This is a genomic window from Acidobacteriota bacterium (assembly GCA_030697165.1).
Lineage (GTDB): Bacteria > Acidobacteriota > Vicinamibacteria > Vicinamibacterales > UBA2999 > 12-FULL-67-14b.
Window position 1 is genome coordinate 314,593 of record JAUYQQ010000022.1, and the last position, 19,274, is coordinate 333,866.

Genomic DNA, 19,274 nt, shown 5'->3' on the forward strand with positions numbered 1-19,274 from the left:
CACTTGCTCCAGGCCCTTCGAGCATGGCCATGATATATATCAATGATATATACTATGGCCTGGAGGTCATCCCGTGAACAAGCTCGCCAAACTGTTTCTGAACGGCCGCAGCCAGGCGGTGCGCCTGCCGCTCGAATTCCGCTTTCCGGGCACCGAAGTGCGGATCACCCGCCACGGCAGCGGCGTGCTGCTCGAACCGGTGGTGTCGAACGTCGACGACTGGTTTGCTGAACTCGATCGCTACACCGACGAACCGTTCCTGCCCGGCGGCCGGAACCAGCCGCCGGCGACGCCACGTCCAGGCTTGTCGTGATCGAGTACACGCTCGACACCAACGCCTGCATCGCGTTGATTAACGGATCATCCGTTCCCGTCCGGCGTCGATTCAAGCAGGTGCTGGCCGAGGGATCTGTGGTGTGCGTCTCGACTGTCGCCGTGCACGAGCTGTGGTACGGCGTGGCGAAGAGCGAGCGGCGCGACTACAACACCGACCGGGTCAACGCCTTCCTGTCGGGGCCCATCCACCTGCTGCCGTTCGACGAGGCCGACGCCCGGGCAGTGGGCGAGGTGCGCGCCCTGCTCGAACAGGAACGCCGGCCGATTGGGTCGTTCGATGCGCTGCTGGCCGGCCAGGCTGCGCGGCGCGGCATGACGCTGGTCACCGCCAACGTCCGCGAGTTCGAGCGCGTTGACGGCTTGATGTGGGAAGACTGGTCGGTCGCGCGCTCGTAGGATCAGCGGAACAGGCGATCGAGCGTCACCGACCAACCAGGTAACAGCGGCGTCTCCAGGGTGTCGTGCCCCTCGCGCGAAAGACTGGCGAACACCGGGAACGAACCATCGGCGGCGCGCCTGTGAATGGTCACCACCCCCAGGTCAGGATCCACCAGCCAGTACGAGGGCGCAGAATCGTTATAGAAGCGGTGGCTCTGCCATAGCTTTGCCTGATTCAGTCAACGCGAGGGTCAATCTGGGCAGAAGCGCGGTAACAAAGTCACCTTCACGGTGGCCTTCCTCTTGCAGTGTCCCGCTTCGAGGCCTCGGCCCGCCGGTCGAGCCTCAACTAGCGTTTGTCGCGATGCGCCGGGGTGCGTCCGTGACCGCTGTCAACATCTCCATCGTCGGGCGCCGAAGGCCTCGGCGCAACGACTCGAAGAAGGGCCATATGACTGCCAGATGTACTACTTCAATCAAGCGCATAACACTCGGCGCCGGGCTGGCCGCTGCGGTCATGCTAATGTCGGTTTCGGTCGCGACAGCCCAGTCGGCGCGTGACGCCGACGGCTATCGTGATGCCCGCCGCCTGGGCGGCACGACGTCTTTCTACAGGCCAGCGCTGACCAACCATGAGAGCGTCAAGCGGATGGCGAATACCAAGGGCATCGGGGACGACATCCGCAAGATCCTGGGTGACGCGGGCATCCCGGAGACGTCGAACGCCGTCATTGCGATGCTGTCCAGCGGCTTGCCCGTTACCGTGATGGCGTCGTGCGCCGACGCGGCGCCGGCCGACGGCGTGATGGTCGAGTGCGACTTTCAGCGCGGCGCGACGCTCGAGTGGATGGCCTATCGGCCCAACATTGGCCGTGGCGATCGCACGCCCGGGCGCATCGAGAAGTTCCGGTGGGCCGGACGCGAGTCGTTCGACGCCTTCCTGTTCCGAGTGACGGACAACAATCGCATCTACACGTTTGTCGTTCCCAAGGAATGCGGCAACCTGTCGCTGATGTCGGTGCAGGAGATCCGTCGCGAGACGCCGCCGCCCCCCGCCGCTGCGCCCGTGGTCACGCCTCCTCCGCCCACGCCGCCGGCGGTGATTCCGCCGCCACCCCCCGCGCCGCCCGTCCAGGCCGAGGTCGCTCCCGCGATCGCCTCCGTCAAGGCGTCGCCGTTCTTCTTCGACGTGCTCGCCGGCAAGGATCGTCGCGTGCGCCCCACCGACGGCCGCGAGACCGTTGACGGCTTCGCGCCGTTCGCGAACGCCGGCCCCGGCGAATACGCGCAGTGCTCGCCGCTCGTCGGCTTCAAGCTCGGCATGGCCAAGCGGTTCGACAACGATGTGGAACTTGCCGGTGCCGTGGGCATCGCCCTCAGCCTCATCCAGGAAGGCACCTACGTGCGCGAGCACCAGGTCTTCGCCGATGTTGAGCTGAACAAGTATGTCGGTGGCGGCTCGTTCATCGGCACCGGCGTCTCACTGTGGGACGTGACCCACAGCGACACGATGACGCCCGCATGGATGCTGCACTTCGGCATTCCGCTGACCCAGGCCCAGAAGGTCTACTTCGTGGGCCAGGCTCGCATGTATCTGGACAACGCTGACGACGTCAAGAACAACTACCTGCTCTGGGGCGGCGTGCGCGTGAAGTTCTAAGAGTCGATTTATCCGCGTGGCCTAGCGCCCGAACCGGGCGAACAACTGGGTCACGCGGATCTCCGTCGCGGTCATCGCGATGCCGACACCGAGGTGCGTGTAGCGCCGGTTCATGATGTTGGCGCGATGCTCGCGGCTGGCCATCAAGCGGGCGATCGCCTCGTTGGCGACCGCCGCCAGGCTGGCCGCGGTCACCGGTCCCGAGCGCATCCACAAATTCTCTGCCGTCTCACCGGCGGTCCACCGCAGCACGGCATTGATCCGATCGGCCGGACCGAGGCCGTCGGGATTGCGATGGGCGAAGAACCGTCGTCGCAGCATGTCCTGGCTGTGGCGCTGCGCCGTGAGCGTCAAGGTCTCGGCTTCAAGGAGCGGATCGATCCGGCCGCGCCTGCGCTGCTCGTTTGTCAGGAGGAAAAAGCGCCGCTCGATCTCGGTCACGTATGAATGCCGGGTGCCTCGTGACCAGTGCGTTCGACGTACTCGATGTACGACCCCGGATAGGCGTGCGGGTGCGTGTCCGTGCCGGATTCGCCGCCCAGTTCCAGCACGCGATTGCTGATGCCGCGCAGGAACGCGCGGTCGTGCGAGACGAAGATCATGGTGCCGTCGAACGCCTTCAGCGAATCAACCAGCATTTCCTTGGTCGCCAGGTCCAGGTGGTTGGTCGGCTCGTCCAGCACCAGGAAGTTGGGCGGATCGAACAGCATCCGCGCCATCGCCAGTCGTGACTTCTCGCCGCCCGACAGCGCCCGAATCTTCTTGTCCACGTCGTCCCCCGAGAACTGGAACGCGCCGGCGAGCGAGCGCAGCGCGCCGATGCCCTCGCGCGGAAAATCCTTCTGGAGCTGCTCGAAGACCGTGAGGTCGGCGTCCATCGTGTCGAGTGACTGCTGGGCGAAGTAGCCCATCTTGAGACTGGCGCCCAGCCGCACCTCGCCGGCATCGGGCGCCAGCGCGCCCGCCAGCATCTTGAGCAGCGTCGTCTTGCCGGCGCCGTTCCTGCCCATCACCGCCCAGCGCTCGCCGCGGCGAATGGTCAGGTTGAAGTCTTCGTAGATCACGCGCTTGCCGTAGGCCTTGCCCAGGCCCTCGATCACCGCGACCTGGTCGCCTGAGCGGGGTGGATCCTTGAAGGTGAACTTCACGACGACGCGTTGCTTGGGGAGCTCGAGCTTTTCGATCTTGTCGAGCGCCTTGATGCGGCTCTGCACCTGCGCCGCCTTGGCGGCGTGCGTCTTGAACCGCTCGATGAAGCGCTGTTCCTTGGCCAGCATCGATTGCTGCCGCGCATACGCGGCTTCCTTGTTGGCCTCGCGGGTGGCGCGTTCGCGCTCGTAGAAGTCGTAGTCGCCGGAGTAGACGGTGATCTCGCCGCTGTCGATCTCGGCAATCTTGGTGACGATGCGGTTCATGAACTCGCGATCGTGCGAGGTCATGAGCAGCGCGCCCTCGTGCGCCTTGAGGAAGCTTTCGAGCCAGATGATCGATTCGAGGTCGAGGTGGTTGGTCGGCTCGTCCATCAGCAGCACGTCGGGCTTGCCGAGCAGCACGCGGGCCATCGCCACGCGCATCTTCCAGCCGCCCGACAGCGCACCGACGTCGCCGTCAATCCGCTCATCGTCAAAACCAAGTCCGTGCAGCACTTCGCGGGCCTGGCTTTCGAGGGCGTAGCCGCCAAGGTGGTCGTACTCTTCCTGCACCTCGCCGAAGCGGGCGAGGATCTTGTCCATGTCATCAACGCGGGCCGGGTCCGCCATGGCGTGCTGCAGCTCTTCGAGTTCGTGGTGCAGGTCGCCGGCGCGGCCGCTGCCGGCAATGGCCTCGTCCAGCACCGAGCGGCCCGACATCTCTTCGACGTCCTGGCGGAAGTAGCCGATCGTCAGCTTCTTCGGCACGCTGACGTCGCCTTCGTCCGGGGCCTCTTCCCCCACGATCATGCGGAAAATGGTGGTTTTTCCCGCGCCGTTGGGCCCGACCAGCCCCACTTTCTCGCCCGGGTTGAGCTGGAAGCTGGCCTCGACGAAGAGCAGTTGCTTGCCGTACTGCTTGTTGATGTTCGCAAACGCAATCATGTAAGCCCACAAGCGTAGCACGCACGGTATAAACTATTCCTGCTTAGGGTGCCCACGAGGGCCTAACAGGGAAGTCCGGTGCAACACCGGCGCGGTCCCGCCACTGTAAGGAAGGAACGCCCGCTTCGTTCAACCACTCGGCGTGTTGCCGGGGAAGGTGAAGCGGGTTGCAGCGCACGCTGCATCCTCCAAGCCAGGAGACCTGCCCCAAGCTTCATCCATCGACTTGCCCGGGGAGGCAACCGTCATGCGACTGCCGATTCGTTCTGTACTTGTCTGTTTTTTCCTGTTCACCTTCAACGTCGCGATCGGTCCGGCTAAAGCCGGACACTACATGGATCGGGCCGCGTCCATCACCAATGTGGCGTCCGGCTTCTTGGGCGCCGTAGCCTTGGCGGAGGCGGCCAGCCGGACCGACGTGGTCATTCAAGGCGTTGTCTCAGACAGCTCCGCGGCCGTGATCGCCGGGGCCACGGTGGATGCGATCGTCGCCGGACGGTCGGTGTCGCGGGTCACGACCGGTGCCGATGGCCGATTTCGTGTGGTCGTGCCGGCCGGTGTGCCGGTGGAACTGCGTGTGGCTCGCGAGGGGTTTGCCGACCAGGTAATCGCGCTTGCCGGCAGCGACGCGCTCGTGACGCAGAACGTCACGCTGCAGGTGGGGGGCGTCTCCGACTCGCTGGTGGTGACCGCGTCGCGCGGAGCGGCAAGCCGCGCCGCCGTCACCGAGTCGGTGACCGCGTTTGCCCGCGCCGACCTCGACGCGCTCGGCGCCGCGTCGCTGGCCGACGTGGTGCGGTTCGTGCCGGGGGCGTACGTCGAAAGCATCGGCCGCGAGGGGTCGGTGACCTCGATGTTCACGCGCGGCGGCGAATCGGACTACAACCTGGTACTGATCGACGGCGTGCGGGTCAACCAGAGCGGCGGTGTCTTCGACTTCAGCCGCATCAGCGCCGCCGAGATCGATCGCGTCGAAGTGGTGCGAGGCGCGCAATCGGCCCTGTGGGGATCGGACGCCATGGGATCGGTGGTGCAGATCTTCACTCGCCGTGCCGGGGCCGCCGACCGGCCGCAGGTGTCGGGCTCGGCCGAAGGGGGATCGTTCGGCGCCGTCCGCGGCGATGCGCGCCTGATGGGCGGCGCTTCCAGCCGCGTTGATTACTCGGGCGGGCTGTCACGCCGCCAATCGGGCGGCGCCTTTGCCGAGTTGCTGCCGGAGGATGATGAGTTCGAGCAGACGGCGTTCGACGCGGGTGTCGGCGCCAGCTTCGGCCCCCGCGTCGCGCTGCGCGCCGGCGCGCGCTCGACGACGGCCGAGGGCAAGTCGGTTGGCGCCATTGTCTACGGCGCCCGCAACACCGGCGGCGTCTACAACACGCGCGATCGCTCCGGTCACGTTGACCTGTCGCACGCCATCGGCAGCCGGCTGACGGGTATCGCGAGCTTCAATTACTTCCGCTATACGAGTGAATCGGCCGACACCATTGCCGACCCCCCGTTTACGACTTATGCCGTGCTCGAGGGCACCCCGAACGCGATCTACCCGAATGGCACGCGCCTCGTGCGGCTGGTGGATGCGGCCGAGTTTGCGACGCTGGTCGCCGCCGGCGCCACTCCCGGCCCCGGCCAGTTCCTCGCGTCGCGGCAGTCGTCGAATTTCCCGTTCACGAGCAAGTCAGAGTTCGAGCGGCCGGCGTTTCGCTATCAGGCCGACTACGCATGGTCGGGGCAGCGTCTGAGCGCCGGCTACGAATGGGAGCGCGAGACCAACGTGCTGGTGGCCGGCGTGCAGTTCGACAACCAGGCGGTGTTTGCCCAGCAACAGTTCAGTGGCCGCGATCGCTGGTTCGCCACGGTTGGCGGCCGGTTCGATCGCAAGGACGGCTCGTCGTTCTTCAGCCCCAAGCTGTCGGCCGGCGGTTACCTGGTGCCCTCCAGGAACGGCGCGGTGTCGTCGCTCAAGGTGTTCGGCAACCTCGGCCACGGCATCAAGTCGCCGTCGCTCGGCGAGCGCTTCGGCGGGCGGTTTACCGACCCGGCGCCCGACCTGAAGGTGGAGCAGGCGCGTACCAGCGACCTGGGCGTCGAGGCGACGTTCGCCGATCAACGCTTCCGCGCGCTGGTGACCTATTTCAACAACGACTACACCGATCAGATTGCTTATCGAGGCGGGGTGGCCGGCGACGGCATTCCCGAGTACATCAACATCGATGGCTCGAAGGCCGACGGGTGGGAACTCGAGTGGGTGCTGCAGCGGCCGGTGGCCGGCCTGACGGCGTCGGCCAGCTACACGCATGTGGACCACCGCGTGGTCACCAACGTCAGCACCAGCCAGCAGTTCCAACCTGGCCAGCCGCTGTTGCGCCGGCCGAAACACTCGGGAAATGTGCGTGCCGCCTGGGTGCGCGATCGCGTGTCGCTGAACGCCAGCGCCCGGATCGCGGGCGATCGCCATGACCACAGCTTCCTGTCGTTGCGCACGGTGCCGAATGCCGCGCGCCCGACACCCATCACGACCGACATCACCGTCAATCCGGGCTACCTGGTGGTGAACCTGGGCCTGGACGTCCGCGCGCACGAGATGATCACGCTATTCGTGCGCGGCGAGAATGTCGCGGACGAAGCGTACGAGAGCGTACTCGGTTACCCAGCCATGCCGCGAACGGTGATGGCCGGCGCGCGCTTCACCTTCGGCACGCGGTAGCCATGAGGCGCCTGCTCTTTCAGCTCCATCTCTGGGTCGGGCTGCTGACGGGGCTGTACGTCGCCATCATCTGTCTCACTGGTGCAGCGCTCGTGTTTCGCATCGACATGCAGCGGGCGCTGCATCCGCACCTCTTCAACCCGAGCGCCGCCGGTCCGCTGGCGGATCCGGTGGCCGTGATGGAGAGCGTCAGCCGCGCCTATCCCCAACACCGATTGTCCGGCGTCGATGCGCCGACGACGGTGAGGCCGACGTACTTGGCGTACGTCACGAGCGACGCCGAGTTCCGCACCGTGCTGATCGACCCGGTGACGACCGCGGTGCTCGGTGAGCTGCCGGAACATCCGGCGATCCGCACCCTGCAACAACTGCATTACAACCTGCTGGGGGGCCGCACGGGCCGCACGATTAACGGGATTGGCGCGTTCGGCATCCTGATCCTCTGCGCCACCGGGCTCGTGATTTGGTGGCCCGGCGCCAGGATTTGGCAGCGCGGGTCCCGCAGCCAGTGGCGGCAGTTGCATCGCGCCATTGGCGCATGGAGCGCGGCGTTCATCCTGATGTTCGCCGTCACGGCGCTGTCGTTCGTGTTCCCCGCTGGATTTCGCGCAGTGGTGAACTCGCTGTCGCCCGTCACCGTAGCGCGATCGCCCCAGTCGGGTGCTCCGTCGGGGAATCCTACGCCCTCGTGGCCGCAGATGCTCGATCGCGCCAAGTCTTTCGCACCAGGCCAGCCGGTGGCGCGCGTGGTGTTGCCGTTCGGCGAACGCGGAGCCTTCCTGGTGATGTTCGCCAAGCGCAGCCCCACACCGGCCAGCACCGGGCTCACGCCGGTCTATCTCGATCAATACACCGGCGACCGGCTCGCGTCGGACGGGAAGGCGCGCAGTTGGGGCGATGCGCTGATGGCGCGCATGACGCCCTGGCATGTGGGCGGGGTCGGCGGCCAGGCGGGCCGCGTGATTTGGTTCGTGTTCGGCCTGGCACCGGCCGTGTTGTTCGTGACCGGCCTGACGACCTGGTGGCGCCGCGGCCGCGGAAAGACAGCCACCGATTAGACGCAGATTAGACACCGATCCACGAGGACCCGCGTCGCCGGGCTACGCCCGGCTAACCAGTGAGGTCACCGGCGCGAATTCGAGAGACGTGTGTTCGGGGCTGTCTCTCGGATTCGTGCCGGCGACCTCACTGGCCGGCCGAAGGCCGGCGCGGGTCCTCTCGTGTCTGGTTCGCGCGGGTTTGCCGTCGCTGAATCTGTGAAATCTGTGCAATCTGTGGCTGTATTCTTTGTGGCCAGGAGCCAGCATGAACAGCAAGTCCTCTACGTCTCGTCGAGCGTTCCTCGCCGCATCAGCCGCCACGGCCGCGCACGTCTGGGTTCCGCGGCCCGTGAAGGGCTACTCGGTGTCGGAGGTCATGGCGCCGGTGAAGCCCATGCCCGCGGGTATTTCCAAGTGGGACCTCGATACGCCGGCGCTCTGTGTCGATCTCGACAAGCTCGAACAGAACATCGCAAAGATGCAGCGGTCGCTCGTGGCCAATAAGCTGGGCAGCCGCCCGCACGCCAAGACCCACAAGTGCGCGGCCATCGCGAAGCTGCAGATGGCCGCCGGGGCGTTGGGGATCTGCACGGCCAAGCTCAGCGAGGCCGAGGCGCTGGCCGGCCAGGGGCTCGACCGCATCTGCATGACGACCGGCAACCTGTCGAGGTCGAAGATCCGCCGGGCCATGCAGCTGCGCAAGCGGACGCCGCAGTTCATTCAGGCGGTGGACTACGAGCCCAACGCGCACGACCTGAACGCGGCGGCGAAGGAAGCTGGCATCGTGGCCGACGTGGTCATCGACGTGGCGGTCGGCACGCGCAGCGGCGTGCCCGCCGGCGACGCAGCGTTGGCGCTGGCCCAGGTGGTCGACCGGCTGCCGAACCTGAAGCTGCGTGGCTTGTTGTCGTACGACGGCGGCGCGCAGCACATCATCGGGTTCGCGGCGCGCAAGCAGCGCGCGCTGAAGAACATTGAAGCCAACGCGCTCACGTATGAGGCCATGACGAAGGCCGGCCTCAACACCGAGATCTTCAGCGGGGGCGGCACCGGCACCTACAGCATCCAGCACCTCGTGTCCGGATTCACCGACGTGCAGGTGGGCAGCTACCTCTTCATGGACATGCAGTACCTGGCCATTGGCAGCGAAGACGGCAACCCCGTCTACGCGGACTTTGCTCCGTCGCTCACCGTGCTCGCGACCATCGTCAACAACCGCTTCCCGGGCCGCCTCACCACCGATGCCGGCGCCAAGGCCCTGACGCTCAACGTGCCGCGTCCAGGCGTGATCGGCGAGCCGGGCATGGAGTACAACCCCGGCTCGGACGAGTTCGGTGTCATCACGTTCAAGGAAGCCAGCAAGACCTACCAGATGGGCGATCGCCTGGAGATGATCGTGCCGCACTGCGATCCGGTCGTGAATCTCTACGACTACCTGTATGGGATTCGGAAAGATCGCGTCGAGGCGGTGTGGCCGATCACCGCGCGCGGCCACTCGCAGTAGCTACTGTTTGCCCGCGCCAGTCTTCACGGGCCACAGACTTGTCCCGCCATAGCGCGACGCGCGACGGCGGATTCCGCAGACTAACGCAGAGACACGAGGACCCGCCTCGCCGGGCTTTGCCCGGCGAGCACAGCGAGGTCACGACCACGAAATCGAGAGACACTGGGTTATCTGCGGTCTCTCGATTCTCGTGGTCGTGACCTCGCGAGCCGGCCGCAGGCCGGCGCGGGTCCTCTCATGTCTGGTTCGCGCGAGGCTCGCCTGATTTGAATCTGTGTAATCTGCGTAATCTGTGGCTGTCTTTGGACCAGCGTCAGGCGCCAGCACGTGTGAGCAAGGCGCTTGGCGGATGCGCCGTCAGGTGCATGGCCGCGCCTGTGAGCGGATGGACAAACGCCAGGTGTTCGGCGTGCAAGAGGTAGCCGCCGTCGCCCGGCAAGCCCGGACTTGCTTTGATCACCCCGCCCACGTCATAGAGCGGATCGCCCACCAATGGATGCCCGGCGCAGGCCAGGTGAATGCGAATCTGGTGCGGCCGGCCGGTCGTGATCGCAACACTGAACAGCGTGTGATCGGCGCGGCGTTCGAGCACCGTCGCCACGCTGTGCGAAGCCTTGCCGTCCGCCGAGGCGGCGTACACGCGGCCCAGTTGCGGGTGTGGCACCGGGCCGATGGCGGCATCGATCTCGATCCGGTCGGCGTTGGCGACGCCACTGGCCAGCGCGCGATACGTCTTCTTCACCTCGTGGTCGCGCCACGCCTTGGCCAGCGCCGCGCCGGCCGCGTGGGTTCGCGCAAACAGCACCAGGCCCGACGTGCACCGGCCGAGCCGGTGCAGCGGGCTGGCTTCTGGAAGCCGTTGCCGCAGCAGGTTCATGAGCGTGTGTTCGAGGAACCCCCCGGCCGGCATGGTCGGCAAGCCGCTCGGCTTGTCCACGGCGACCAGACTCTCGTCTTCGTGGATGATGGCGAACTGGGTGGGAACGGCCGGTTCAGCCCATGGGGGACGATGCCAGACGATGGTGTGGCCGAGTTGAAGGACGGCGGCCGGTTCGGCCCGCGCGCCGTCGATTTCAACTTCGCCCCGCTCGAACCGATCCGCCCACTCAGTTGCCGTTGAGTGAGTGCGCGACGTCGCGAGGTAATCGAGGGCGGTCAGGCCGGCCGCAGCGGGCCCAACCTGCTCTCGATACGACCAGCCCCGATTCAATGCCACGTCGACATCAATGTGGCGTCCGGCTTCAGCCGGACCGTCACCGGGCCCTTGCGAGTTCCAGCACGAGGTCGTAGTTGAAGCGCACGAAGCGGTGCAGTTCGCTTTCGAGAATGCGCTCCTGGTCGCTGTGCGCGCCGAAGCCCTTGGGGCCGTCCTCCGTATCGATGGCCGGGCCGATGCCGTAGCACTGGATGCCCTTGGCCCGGATGTTCGACATGTCGGTGGCGCCGGTACCCATGGTCGGCAGCACCACGGTGTTGTAGTGCTTCTTGACCTGCGCCTCGATCGCCGCGAACGCCTCGGTGTCGATCTTCGAGCCGCCCGCCGGCCGATACCGCTCGCGGCCCCATCGCACTTCGACGCTGGGATCGTTGATCACCTTGCGGACCTGATCCAGGAAGGCCTCCTGATCCTCGTCGGGATGCAGGCGCACGTCGATGGTGGCCTTGGCTTCCGACGGAATCACGTTGTAGCGGAAGCCGCCGGTGACGATGGTCGGCACGAGCGAGGTGTGGAGCATTGACCAGTGGTTCGGCTGGTTGTCGAGCAGCCAGTCGGCAGCCGGCTTCGACAGCTTCGGATCGGGGCTGAGCACGTCCCGGTATTTCTGGGCGACGTCCGCGGGCACCATGGTTGCCAGCTTCTTGAAGTAGGCCCCGGTGGTTTCGTTGATGCGTAGCGGCGGCGTCCACTCCGCGACCTTGCCGACCGCGGCCGACAGCTTGGTCACGGCGTTGCCGCGCGACGGCACCGAGCCATGGCCGGCGGGACCGCGTGCGACCAGTTCGACGAACCGAGGTTCCTTTTCGGTGGTGCCGACATTGGCCTGCACCACCTGGCCGCCGCGGCGGACCACACCGCCGCCCTCGGCGAGGCAGAACTCGGCGTTGATGGCGTCGAGGTGGTTGTCGGCCATGAACTGGGCGCCGATATCGGGCGCGCCTTCCTCGCCGGCCTCGGCCAGCAGGATCACGTCGCGGTCGAGCGGCGTGCGGTCGCGATGCAGCCGGAGAATGACCATCAGTGCCGCCGCGAGGTTGTCCTTGTCGTCCACGGCGCCGCGGCCATACACGTAGCCACCGTCGCGGACCGCGCCAAACGGCGGGAACGTCCACTTCTTCTCGTCCACGGTGACCACGTCGGTGTGGCCCATCAGCAGGATCGGCCGTTTCTTGCCGTTGCCCTTGATGCGCGCGACCAGGTTGGCGCGCTGCGGATCCTTGGCAAACACCTGGTAGGGGATGCCTTCCTTGTCGAGCACCTGCTTGAGGTACTCGACCACGCGGGTCTCGTTGCCCGGAGGGCTCTGTGTGTCGAGCTTGAGCAGCGCCTGGAAATGCTGCAGCGTCTCGGCTTCGATGGCGGCCGTGCCGGCCGGGGCTTGTCCCTGGACGGGCGCAACCAACAACAGCAGGGTGAGGGCGGCAAGAACGCGCTTGGTCATGCGATGAGAATACCCTAGAGCCGAATTGCTGGTACGCTAGGGGGTTCATCCACACCCTTAGGGGAGCGTCTGGGCCGACCTGCCGGTTCCGGGCACTATCGCTCAACGAAGAAGCTGGGGATGTTCCGTAGGAACATCCCGTGTTAGTCGTCCAACCGTTATGCCATTAGTTGTCCTCGACCAGATCTCCCACGCCTACGGCCACCTGCCGCTGCTCAATAAGGCAGCTCTGCAGGTGGAGCCCGGCGAACGCATTGCCATCATCGGCCGTAACGGCACCGGCAAGTCCACCCTCATGCAGATCATCGGCGGCGAGCTGCCGCCCGATTCGGGCACCGTCTGGACGCAGCCGGGCGCGCGCATCGCCCGCCTGGTGCAGGACGTGCCGCTGTCGGCCAACCTGCCGGTGTTCGATGTCATTGCCCAGGGTCTCGGCGATCTTGGCGAGCTCATTGCGAACTACCACCATGCGGCGGTGGAAGTCGCGACCGACTACAGCGAAGAAGCCATGACGCGGCTGGGTAACTACCAACACGAGCTCGAAGAGCGCGATGGCTGGAGCCTGGAGCAACGCGTCGAACTGATCGTCACCAAGCTGGATCTGCCGTCGGAGGCGATCGTCGACACCTTGTCGGGCGGCTGGAAGCGGCGCGTGCTGCTGGCCCGTGCGCTCGTCAGCCAGCCCGACGTGCTGCTGCTCGACGAGCCGACCAATCACCTCGACATCGAGGCCATCGAATGGCTCGAAACCTTCCTGATGGAGTACGCCGGCGCCGTGATCTTCGTCACGCACGACCGGACCTTTCTCGAAAAGGTCGCGACCCGCATTGTCGAGATCGACCGCGGCACCCTCACCTCGTGGCCGGGCGACTACCTGACGTTCGAGCGCAAGAAAGAGGAATGGCTCGCCAACGAGGAGCTGCAGAACGCCAAGTTCGACAAGAAGATGGCGCAGGAGGAAGTGTGGCTGCGCCGCGGCGTCAAGGCGCGCCGCACCCGCGACGAAGGTCGCGTCAAGGCGCTGATGGCGATGCGCGCCGAACGCGCCGCGCGCCGGGCCCAGATGGGCAACGTCCGCATGCAGGTGGACCAGGCCGACGCCTCGGGCAAGATGGTGTTCGAGGCCAAGGGCCTCAGCCACTCCTTCGGCGCGTCGCCCGTCGTCAAGGATTTGTCCCTTCGGGTCATGCGGGGCGACCGCATTGGCCTGATCGGACCGAACGGCGCCGGCAAGACCACCCTGCTCCGGTTGCTGCTCGGGGAGATGCCGCCGCAGGCGGGCACGGTGAGACGCGGCGCCAATGTGCAGGTGGCGTACTACGACCAGCAGCGCGAGCAACTCGATCCCGACCGGTCGGTGGTGGATACCGTGGGCGACGGCGCCGACACCGTCACCGTGAACGGCGTGCCCAAGCACGTGCACGGCTACCTGGCCGACTTCCTGTTCTCGCCCGAGCGGGCGCGCTCGCCGGTGCGCGCGCTGTCGGGCGGCGAACGCAACCGCCTGTTGCTGGCGCGGCTCTTTACCCGACCCGCCAACGTGCTGGTGCTCGACGAGCCGACCAACGACCTCGATCTCGAAACGCTGGAACTGCTCGAGGCGCAACTGGTGGAGTGGTCCGGCACGTTGCTGCTGGTCAGCCACGATCGCCGCTTCCTCGACAACGTGGTGACCAGCACGCTGGCATTCGAGGGGAACGGCAAGGTGCAGGAGTACGTGGGCGGGTATGAAGACTGGTTGCGGCAGTCAAAGCTGCCGAAGCCCGTCGTCAGGCAACCCCAAGAAGGGGTTGCCTCCACCAAGACGGCACCTACCGTCCTGACCAGCCCTACCCGCCCGACCCGCCCCAAGACGAAGCGGTCCTTCAAGGAAGAGAAGGAATACACCGACCTGCCCAAGCGCATCGCGGCGCTCGAGGCGGAGCAGCAGCAGCTCCAGGACGCGATCGCGCGGCCTGAGTTCTACAAGGAAGGCGCCGACACCATCACAAAGACGATGACGCGCGTCGAGGCCGTGGAGCAGGAACTGCTGACGGCCATGGCGCGCTGGGACGAGCTCGACTCGGTCGGCAAGTCCGGCTAACCGCCTACGCCAAGGCTACGGCGGGTCAAGAAGCCGGACGCTACATCGATGTGAGGTCCGCCTTTAGGCGGACCTCACGAAGGAGTACCCCGATGGCACGGCCGTTGCTGTAGTCAACGGTGTGCGCATCATCTATCTCCTGATCGTGTCGGCCGTGCTCGCCACTGGTGCCATTACGGCGGGGTGCACCGGCGCCGCCGACGAGCATGAGGTCACGCCCGCCCTCAAGCAAGTCCTGGATGGGCAACCGATTCCCCCGGTCGAGCCGGCGGTTTGGACAGATCTGCGCGCCTTCTACACACAGCGCGCCGACCGTCCGGCGTGGGTGAATAGCCGCAGGCCCACGGAAAATGCCGCGGACGCGTTGAACGCGCTCAATACCGCGCGCCAGCACGGGTTCGACGCCAACGACTACGGGGCCGGCGAGCTGCTCGCCCTGAGCCAGGCCGTGGAAGACATTGACCGGAAGTCACCGGAGCGTTTGCAGCGCGTCGCGGAGTTCGACGTGCGCATGACGGCGGCACTGTTCGCCTTCGGCCGCGATGTGGCCATGGGGCGCACGACGCCCAAGTCGCCCGACGGCAGCTGGAAGGCGCATCGTACCGCACCGGACTACGCCGGCACGTTCAGCCAGGCGCTCGACGATCCGCTGAAGTGGATCGAGTCGCTGAGGCCGCCGCATCCTGAGTACGCCGCCCTGCAGAAGGCGCTGGACGATCTCCATGGGCAGAAAGAGAAGGGCGGGTGGAGTAGCGTGCCTGCGCTCAAGCCGGGCGCATCGGGCGCGGCCATCGTTGCCCTGCGGCAGCGCCTGGCGGCGGGCGGCCACCTGGAGGCGCCGACCGAGCCCTCGAGTCAGGTCGATGGCGAACTCGAGGCGGCGGTGAAGGCGTTCCAGAACCTTCACGGAATCAAGGCCACCGGCGTCGTCGATAAGGCGACCCTGGTCGCGCTGAACGTTCCGCTCGACCGCCGCATGCGCCAGGTCGCGCTCAACCTCCAGCGATGGCGCTGGATACCGGATGACCTCGGCGAGCAGCACATCATGGTCAACGTTCCGCAGTTCACCATGGTCGCGCGCGAGAACGGCAAGACCGTGATGGACATTCGCGTCGTCGTGGGCACGCCGGCCAACAAGACGCCGATCTTCAGCGATGAGATGGAGACGGTGGTGCTCAGCCCCTACTGGAACATTCCCGACTCGATTGCCGAAGGTGAGACAGTGCCGGCGATTGCCAGGGACCCCGGTTACCTGGAGCGGCAAAACATCGAAGTGCTGCGCCGGTCGGGCGACGGCGTCACCGCGGTGAAGGCCTCGGACGTGAACTGGGATGACGAAGGCTCGCTGGAGGGACTGGTGTTTCGTCAGCGGCCGGGTGCCAGGAACGCGCTCGGACACGTGAAGTTCCTGTTCCCGAACTCCTACAACGTGTACCTGCACGATACGCCCGCCGACGATCTGTTCGCCAGGCCGGGCCGCGCCTTCAGCCATGGCTGCGTGCGCGTGGAGGAACCGGAGAAGCTGGCCAAGTATGTGCTCCGCGATTTTCCGGAATGGGACGAGCCGACGCTGTTTGCCGCCATGCAGTCTGGGGTGGAGAAGCACGTCAAGCTCAAGGAGAAGATCCCGGTCCACCTGGTCTATTTCACCTCGTGGGTGAACGAAAACGGGGGGCTGCACTTCCAACCCGACGTCTACGGCTACGACCGGGTGACAGAAACACCCTCAACGCAGAGGTAGATCGGGTCGGGAGGCTGCTATGCTGGTCCGGCGTGCATCCCAGACAATTTCTGTCGACCTGCCTGGCCGTCGTCGTCGCCTCGGTGGCCCTGGCCGCTGGTAGCGCTGCGACCAACAGCGGCGTCGCCTTCTCGCGAGCCAACTTCGCGGGCGCGTCGTTCGGTTCGCTCGAGCCCGGCGTGCTCGATCTGGCCCTGAACGCCGCGAGTTGCGCCGTTCGCACGGGCGCGGTCACGAATCCGCAGACGCTGACCGTGATCGACTACTCGCGGCCATCCAGCCAGGAACGGCTGTGGGTGATCGATTTGAGGACCCGCGAGTTGCTGTACGAGGAGTTGGTCGCCCACGGGCAGGGCAGCGGCGCCGCGACCGCCACCGTCTTTTCGAACGAGCCCGACACGCACCGCACGAGCCTGGGCCTGTTCAGGACCGACAACACCTACGTCGGCAAGAACGGATACTCGCTGCGGCTCGATGGCCTGGACGCGGGGATTAACGATCGGGCGCGCGAGCGCGCCATCGTGATGCACGGCGCGCCCTATGTCAGCGAGCAGTTCGTGCGCGACAACGGCCGGCTGGGACGCAGCCACGGCTGCCCCGCCCTTCGCAGCGAGATTGCCCGGCAGGTGATTGATCGGGTCAAGGGTGGCGGCCTGGTGTTCGCGTATCACCGGGATGCCGGCCTGACCAAGAAGTCGAAGTTTCTCAGCAGCAGCTGCGCCTGAACGTAGCGTCCGCCTTCTTGACCCGCCGTAGCCTTGGCGAAGGCGGTCAGGCGGACCCCTCTTCGGGAAGAACCTTGTGCAGCGCCCGCTCGAGCTGCGACAGGGTTGACGGCTTCGACAGCAGCGGCGCGCCCAGCGCCCGAATCCGCGCCTGGGCCTCGGGCACGGCGGTAAACCCAGACATCAGAATCACCGGCAGGTCCGGCCGCGCCATGCGGCCGGCGTCGGCCAGGTCAATGCCGTTCATGCCGGCGCCGAGCATCACATCCGTCGACTGGTGGGCGCGCTACCGCGAGTCGCTGGAGGATCGCTTCGGCCAGGAAGAAGTGCACGCCCGGGCGCTGGCGATCGAGCGCATCTGAAGCTGGGACACAATAGAGCCGTGTTGCCACTCGGCTGCCTCTTTGCCATCCTGTTAGCCGCGCCCGCCATCGCGCAACAACCAGTCCCACCAACCCCACCCGCCCCAGTAGAACTGCCCGAGGTGGAGGAGTTCGTGGAGGTGTCGGCCACCCGCACCGGCAAGCGCCTCGAAGATCAGCCGATGCGCGTCGAGGTGCTCGAGCGCGAAGAGATCGAAGAGAAAATGCTGATGACCCCCGGCGACATCGTCATGATGTTGAACGAGATGGGCGGCATGCGCGTGCAGGCGACCTCGCCGTCGCTTGGCGCGGCTAGCGTGCGCATCCAGGGCATGCGCGGCCGCTACACGCGATTTCTGTCGGACGGCCTGCCGCTCTTTGGCGAGCAGGTCGGGGCGCTGTCGTTGTTGCAGATCCCGCCGATGGACCTGTCGCAAGTGGAAGTGATCAAGGGCGTGGCCTCCTCGCTGTACGGCGCCGGCGCCATGGGCGGCGTGGTCAACCTGGTCGCGCGGCGGCCGGCGGCTGAGGCCCAGCAGGAGTTCCTGGTCAATCGCTCGACCCGTGGCGCCACCGACGCGGTCGCGTGGCTCGGCCAGCCGCTGTCGCACGGCTGGGGCTTCACCCTGCTGGCTGGCGGCCACTGGCAGGACCAGGCCGACGTGAACGACGATGCCTGGGCCGACCTGCCGGGCTACTCGCGCGGCATCGTCCGTCCGCGGCTGACGTGGGACAACGGCAAGGGGAGTACCTTCTTCGCCACGAGTGGCGTGACGATTGAGAATCGGACCGGCGGCACCATGCCTGGCCAGGGCCTGCCCTCTGGCGCTGGCCCGTACGTCGAAGCGCTGGACACCGGGCGATGGGACGCCGGCGCCGTGGCCCAGACGCTGGTCAAGGACCGCTTCCTGCTGAGCGCGCGCACGGCGATCGCGCAGCAGCGTCATGACCACCAGTTTGGCGAGACCCTCGAACGCGATCGTCACGACACCGTGTTCGGTGAGGTCACGCTGCGCGGTTCAGCCGGCCAGCACACCTGGGTCGCCGGTGCCGCGATCGAGCGCGAGGCCTACCGCGCCGCTGACCTGCCCCGGTTCGACTTCACCTACATCGTGCCCGGCGTCTTCGTGCAGGATGATGTGACCCTGACCGACTGGATGTCGATCAGTGCGAGCGCGCGGCTGGATCATCACAGTGAGTACGGCACCTTCGTCAGTCCACGCGTGTCGGCGCTGGCGCGGGCGGGGGCGTGGAACGCGCGCCTGTCGGCCGGCACCGGCTTCTTCGGGCCGTCGCCGCTCACCGAAGAAACCGAAGCCGCCGGCCTGTCGCGCCTGCAGATTCCCCGGTCCCTGCAGGCGGAGGAAGGGCGGAGCATGTCGTTCGACATTACCCGCACCGACGGTCCCGTGTCCTATACCTTCACGCTCTTCAACTCGCGCGTGGACCACCCCATCCACGTGGACTACGGTGAGAACAGCCTGGTGCTGACCAACCTGGCGGAGCCCACGAACAACACCGGCGTGGAGCTGCTCGGCACGCTGCGGCAGGAACCGTTCTCGCTGACGGGCAGCTACACCTACGTGCGCGCGCGTGAGCAGGTGAGCGGCGTGCTCGATGACGTGCCGCTGACGCCCCGGCACAGTGCGGGGGTGGTCGGCATGTGGGAACGCGACGACGTTGGCCGCGTCGGCGTCGAGTGGTACTACACCGGCGTCCAGCGCCTCGAACACAACCCGTATCGCACCACGAGCGAGCCGTACATGCTCGTGGGACTGATAGCCGAGAAGCAGTTCGGCCGCCTCCGGGTGTTCGTGAACGGCGAGAACCTGACCGGCGTGCGCCAGACCACGTGGGACCCGCTGCTGCGCCCCGGCCGCGCGCCCGATGGCCGCTGGACCGTCGATGCGTGGGCGCCGCTCGACGGACGCACGGTCAATGGTGGCGTGCGGCTGATGTTCTAGGCGCCACGGACCGGCGCGCCTCGGCGTGTCAGAGCGTGCCGT

The 19,274-nt window shown here is 66.5% G+C and carries 16 protein-coding genes and 1 riboswitch; of the genes, 10 read left to right on the forward strand and 6 right to left on the reverse strand.

The window, feature by feature from the left end:
- The first annotated feature begins 73 nt into the window (after window positions 1-73).
- Window positions 74-313: an antitoxin gene (locus Q8T13_21005; protein ID MDP3720251.1), complete on the forward strand. Its 240-nt coding sequence runs from the start codon at window positions 74-76 to the stop codon at window positions 311-313.
- Window positions 310-732, forward strand: a complete 423-nt coding sequence (locus Q8T13_21010) for a type II toxin-antitoxin system VapC family toxin (protein MDP3720252.1) — start codon at window positions 310-312, stop codon at window positions 730-732. The genes Q8T13_21005 and Q8T13_21010 overlap by 4 nt, the downstream gene beginning before the upstream one ends.
- A 2-nt stretch (window positions 733-734) precedes the next feature.
- On the opposite strand, the gene Q8T13_21015 is transcribed toward Q8T13_21010, so the two are convergent.
- A complete protein-coding gene (locus tag Q8T13_21015; GenBank protein ID MDP3720253.1) occupies window positions 735-887 on the reverse strand; it encodes a hypothetical protein in 153 nt (50 codons plus the stop codon).
- 350 nt (window positions 888-1,237) lie between these two features.
- Between Q8T13_21015 and Q8T13_21020 the strand changes: the two genes are divergently transcribed.
- On the forward strand, window positions 1,238-2,374 hold the full coding sequence (locus tag Q8T13_21020; GenBank protein MDP3720254.1) for a hypothetical protein: 1,137 nt from the start codon (window positions 1,238-1,240) through the stop codon (window positions 2,372-2,374).
- A 21-nt stretch (window positions 2,375-2,395) separates the two neighbouring features.
- Here Q8T13_21020 and Q8T13_21025 read toward each other — a convergent pair whose 3' ends face one another.
- Together Q8T13_21025 and Q8T13_21030 are read right to left on the reverse strand one after the other, a co-directional pair.
- A complete protein-coding gene (locus tag Q8T13_21025; protein MDP3720255.1) occupies window positions 2,396-2,815 on the reverse strand; it encodes a CAP domain-containing protein in 420 nt (139 codons plus the stop codon).
- On the reverse strand, window positions 2,812-4,449 hold the full coding sequence (locus Q8T13_21030; GenBank protein ID MDP3720256.1) for an ABC-F family ATP-binding cassette domain-containing protein: 1,638 nt from the start codon (window positions 4,447-4,449) through the stop codon (window positions 2,812-2,814). The genes Q8T13_21025 and Q8T13_21030 overlap by 4 nt, the downstream gene beginning before the upstream one ends.
- Window positions 4,450-4,478: 29 nt before the next feature.
- Window positions 4,479-4,674, forward strand: a riboswitch (cobalamin riboswitch).
- 22 nt (window positions 4,675-4,696) lie between these two features.
- Between Q8T13_21030 and Q8T13_21035 the strand changes: the two genes are divergently transcribed.
- The 3 genes from Q8T13_21035 (at window position 4,697) to Q8T13_21045 (ending at window position 9,697) form a co-directional block, all read left to right on the forward strand.
- Complete coding sequence (locus tag Q8T13_21035) at window positions 4,697-7,153, forward strand: TonB-dependent receptor (protein MDP3720257.1); 2,457 nt, start codon at window positions 4,697-4,699, stop codon at window positions 7,151-7,153.
- A gap of 2 nt (window positions 7,154-7,155) precedes the next feature.
- Window positions 7,156-8,211, forward strand: a complete 1,056-nt coding sequence (locus Q8T13_21040) for a PepSY-associated TM helix domain-containing protein (protein ID MDP3720258.1) — start codon at window positions 7,156-7,158, stop codon at window positions 8,209-8,211.
- Window positions 8,212-8,458: 247 nt separating this feature from the next.
- On the forward strand, window positions 8,459-9,697 hold the full coding sequence (locus Q8T13_21045) for a DSD1 family PLP-dependent enzyme (GenBank protein MDP3720259.1): 1,239 nt from the start codon (window positions 8,459-8,461) through the stop codon (window positions 9,695-9,697).
- 313 nt (window positions 9,698-10,010) lie between these two features.
- Here Q8T13_21045 and Q8T13_21050 read toward each other — a convergent pair whose 3' ends face one another.
- On the reverse strand, window positions 10,011-10,913 hold the full coding sequence (locus Q8T13_21050; GenBank protein ID MDP3720260.1) for an RluA family pseudouridine synthase: 903 nt from the start codon (window positions 10,911-10,913) through the stop codon (window positions 10,011-10,013).
- Window positions 10,914-10,950: 37 nt separating this feature from the next.
- The gene (locus tag Q8T13_21055) at window positions 10,951-12,357 is read right to left on the reverse strand and encodes a M20/M25/M40 family metallo-hydrolase (GenBank protein MDP3720261.1); all 1,407 of its coding nucleotides are present in this window, start codon (window positions 12,355-12,357) and stop codon (window positions 10,951-10,953) included.
- Between the two features lie 160 nt (window positions 12,358-12,517).
- Here Q8T13_21055 and Q8T13_21060 point away from each other — a divergent pair, with 160 nt between their 5' ends.
- The 3 genes from Q8T13_21060 (at window position 12,518) to Q8T13_21070 (ending at window position 16,906) form a co-directional block, all read left to right on the forward strand.
- Window positions 12,518-14,440, forward strand: a complete 1,923-nt coding sequence (locus tag Q8T13_21060; protein MDP3720262.1) for an ATP-binding cassette domain-containing protein — start codon at window positions 12,518-12,520, stop codon at window positions 14,438-14,440.
- A 121-nt stretch (window positions 14,441-14,561) separates the two neighbouring features.
- Complete coding sequence (locus Q8T13_21065) at window positions 14,562-16,181, forward strand: L,D-transpeptidase family protein (GenBank protein ID MDP3720263.1); 1,620 nt, start codon at window positions 14,562-14,564, stop codon at window positions 16,179-16,181.
- 32 nt (window positions 16,182-16,213) lie between these two features.
- Window positions 16,214-16,906, forward strand: coding sequence for a murein L,D-transpeptidase catalytic domain family protein (locus tag Q8T13_21070; GenBank protein ID MDP3720264.1), 693 nt, complete (start codon window positions 16,214-16,216; stop codon window positions 16,904-16,906).
- A 46-nt stretch (window positions 16,907-16,952) separates the two neighbouring features.
- Here Q8T13_21070 and Q8T13_21075 read toward each other — a convergent pair whose 3' ends face one another.
- Entirely contained in the window at window positions 16,953-17,153 is a 201-nt protein-coding gene (locus tag Q8T13_21075) for a hypothetical protein (protein MDP3720265.1), read from the reverse strand.
- A gap of 237 nt (window positions 17,154-17,390) precedes the next feature.
- On the opposite strand from Q8T13_21075, the gene Q8T13_21080 reads away from it, so the two are divergent.
- Window positions 17,391-19,232: a TonB-dependent receptor gene (locus Q8T13_21080; GenBank protein ID MDP3720266.1), complete on the forward strand. Its 1,842-nt coding sequence runs from the start codon at window positions 17,391-17,393 to the stop codon at window positions 19,230-19,232.
- Window positions 19,233-19,274: the final 42 nt, after the last annotated feature.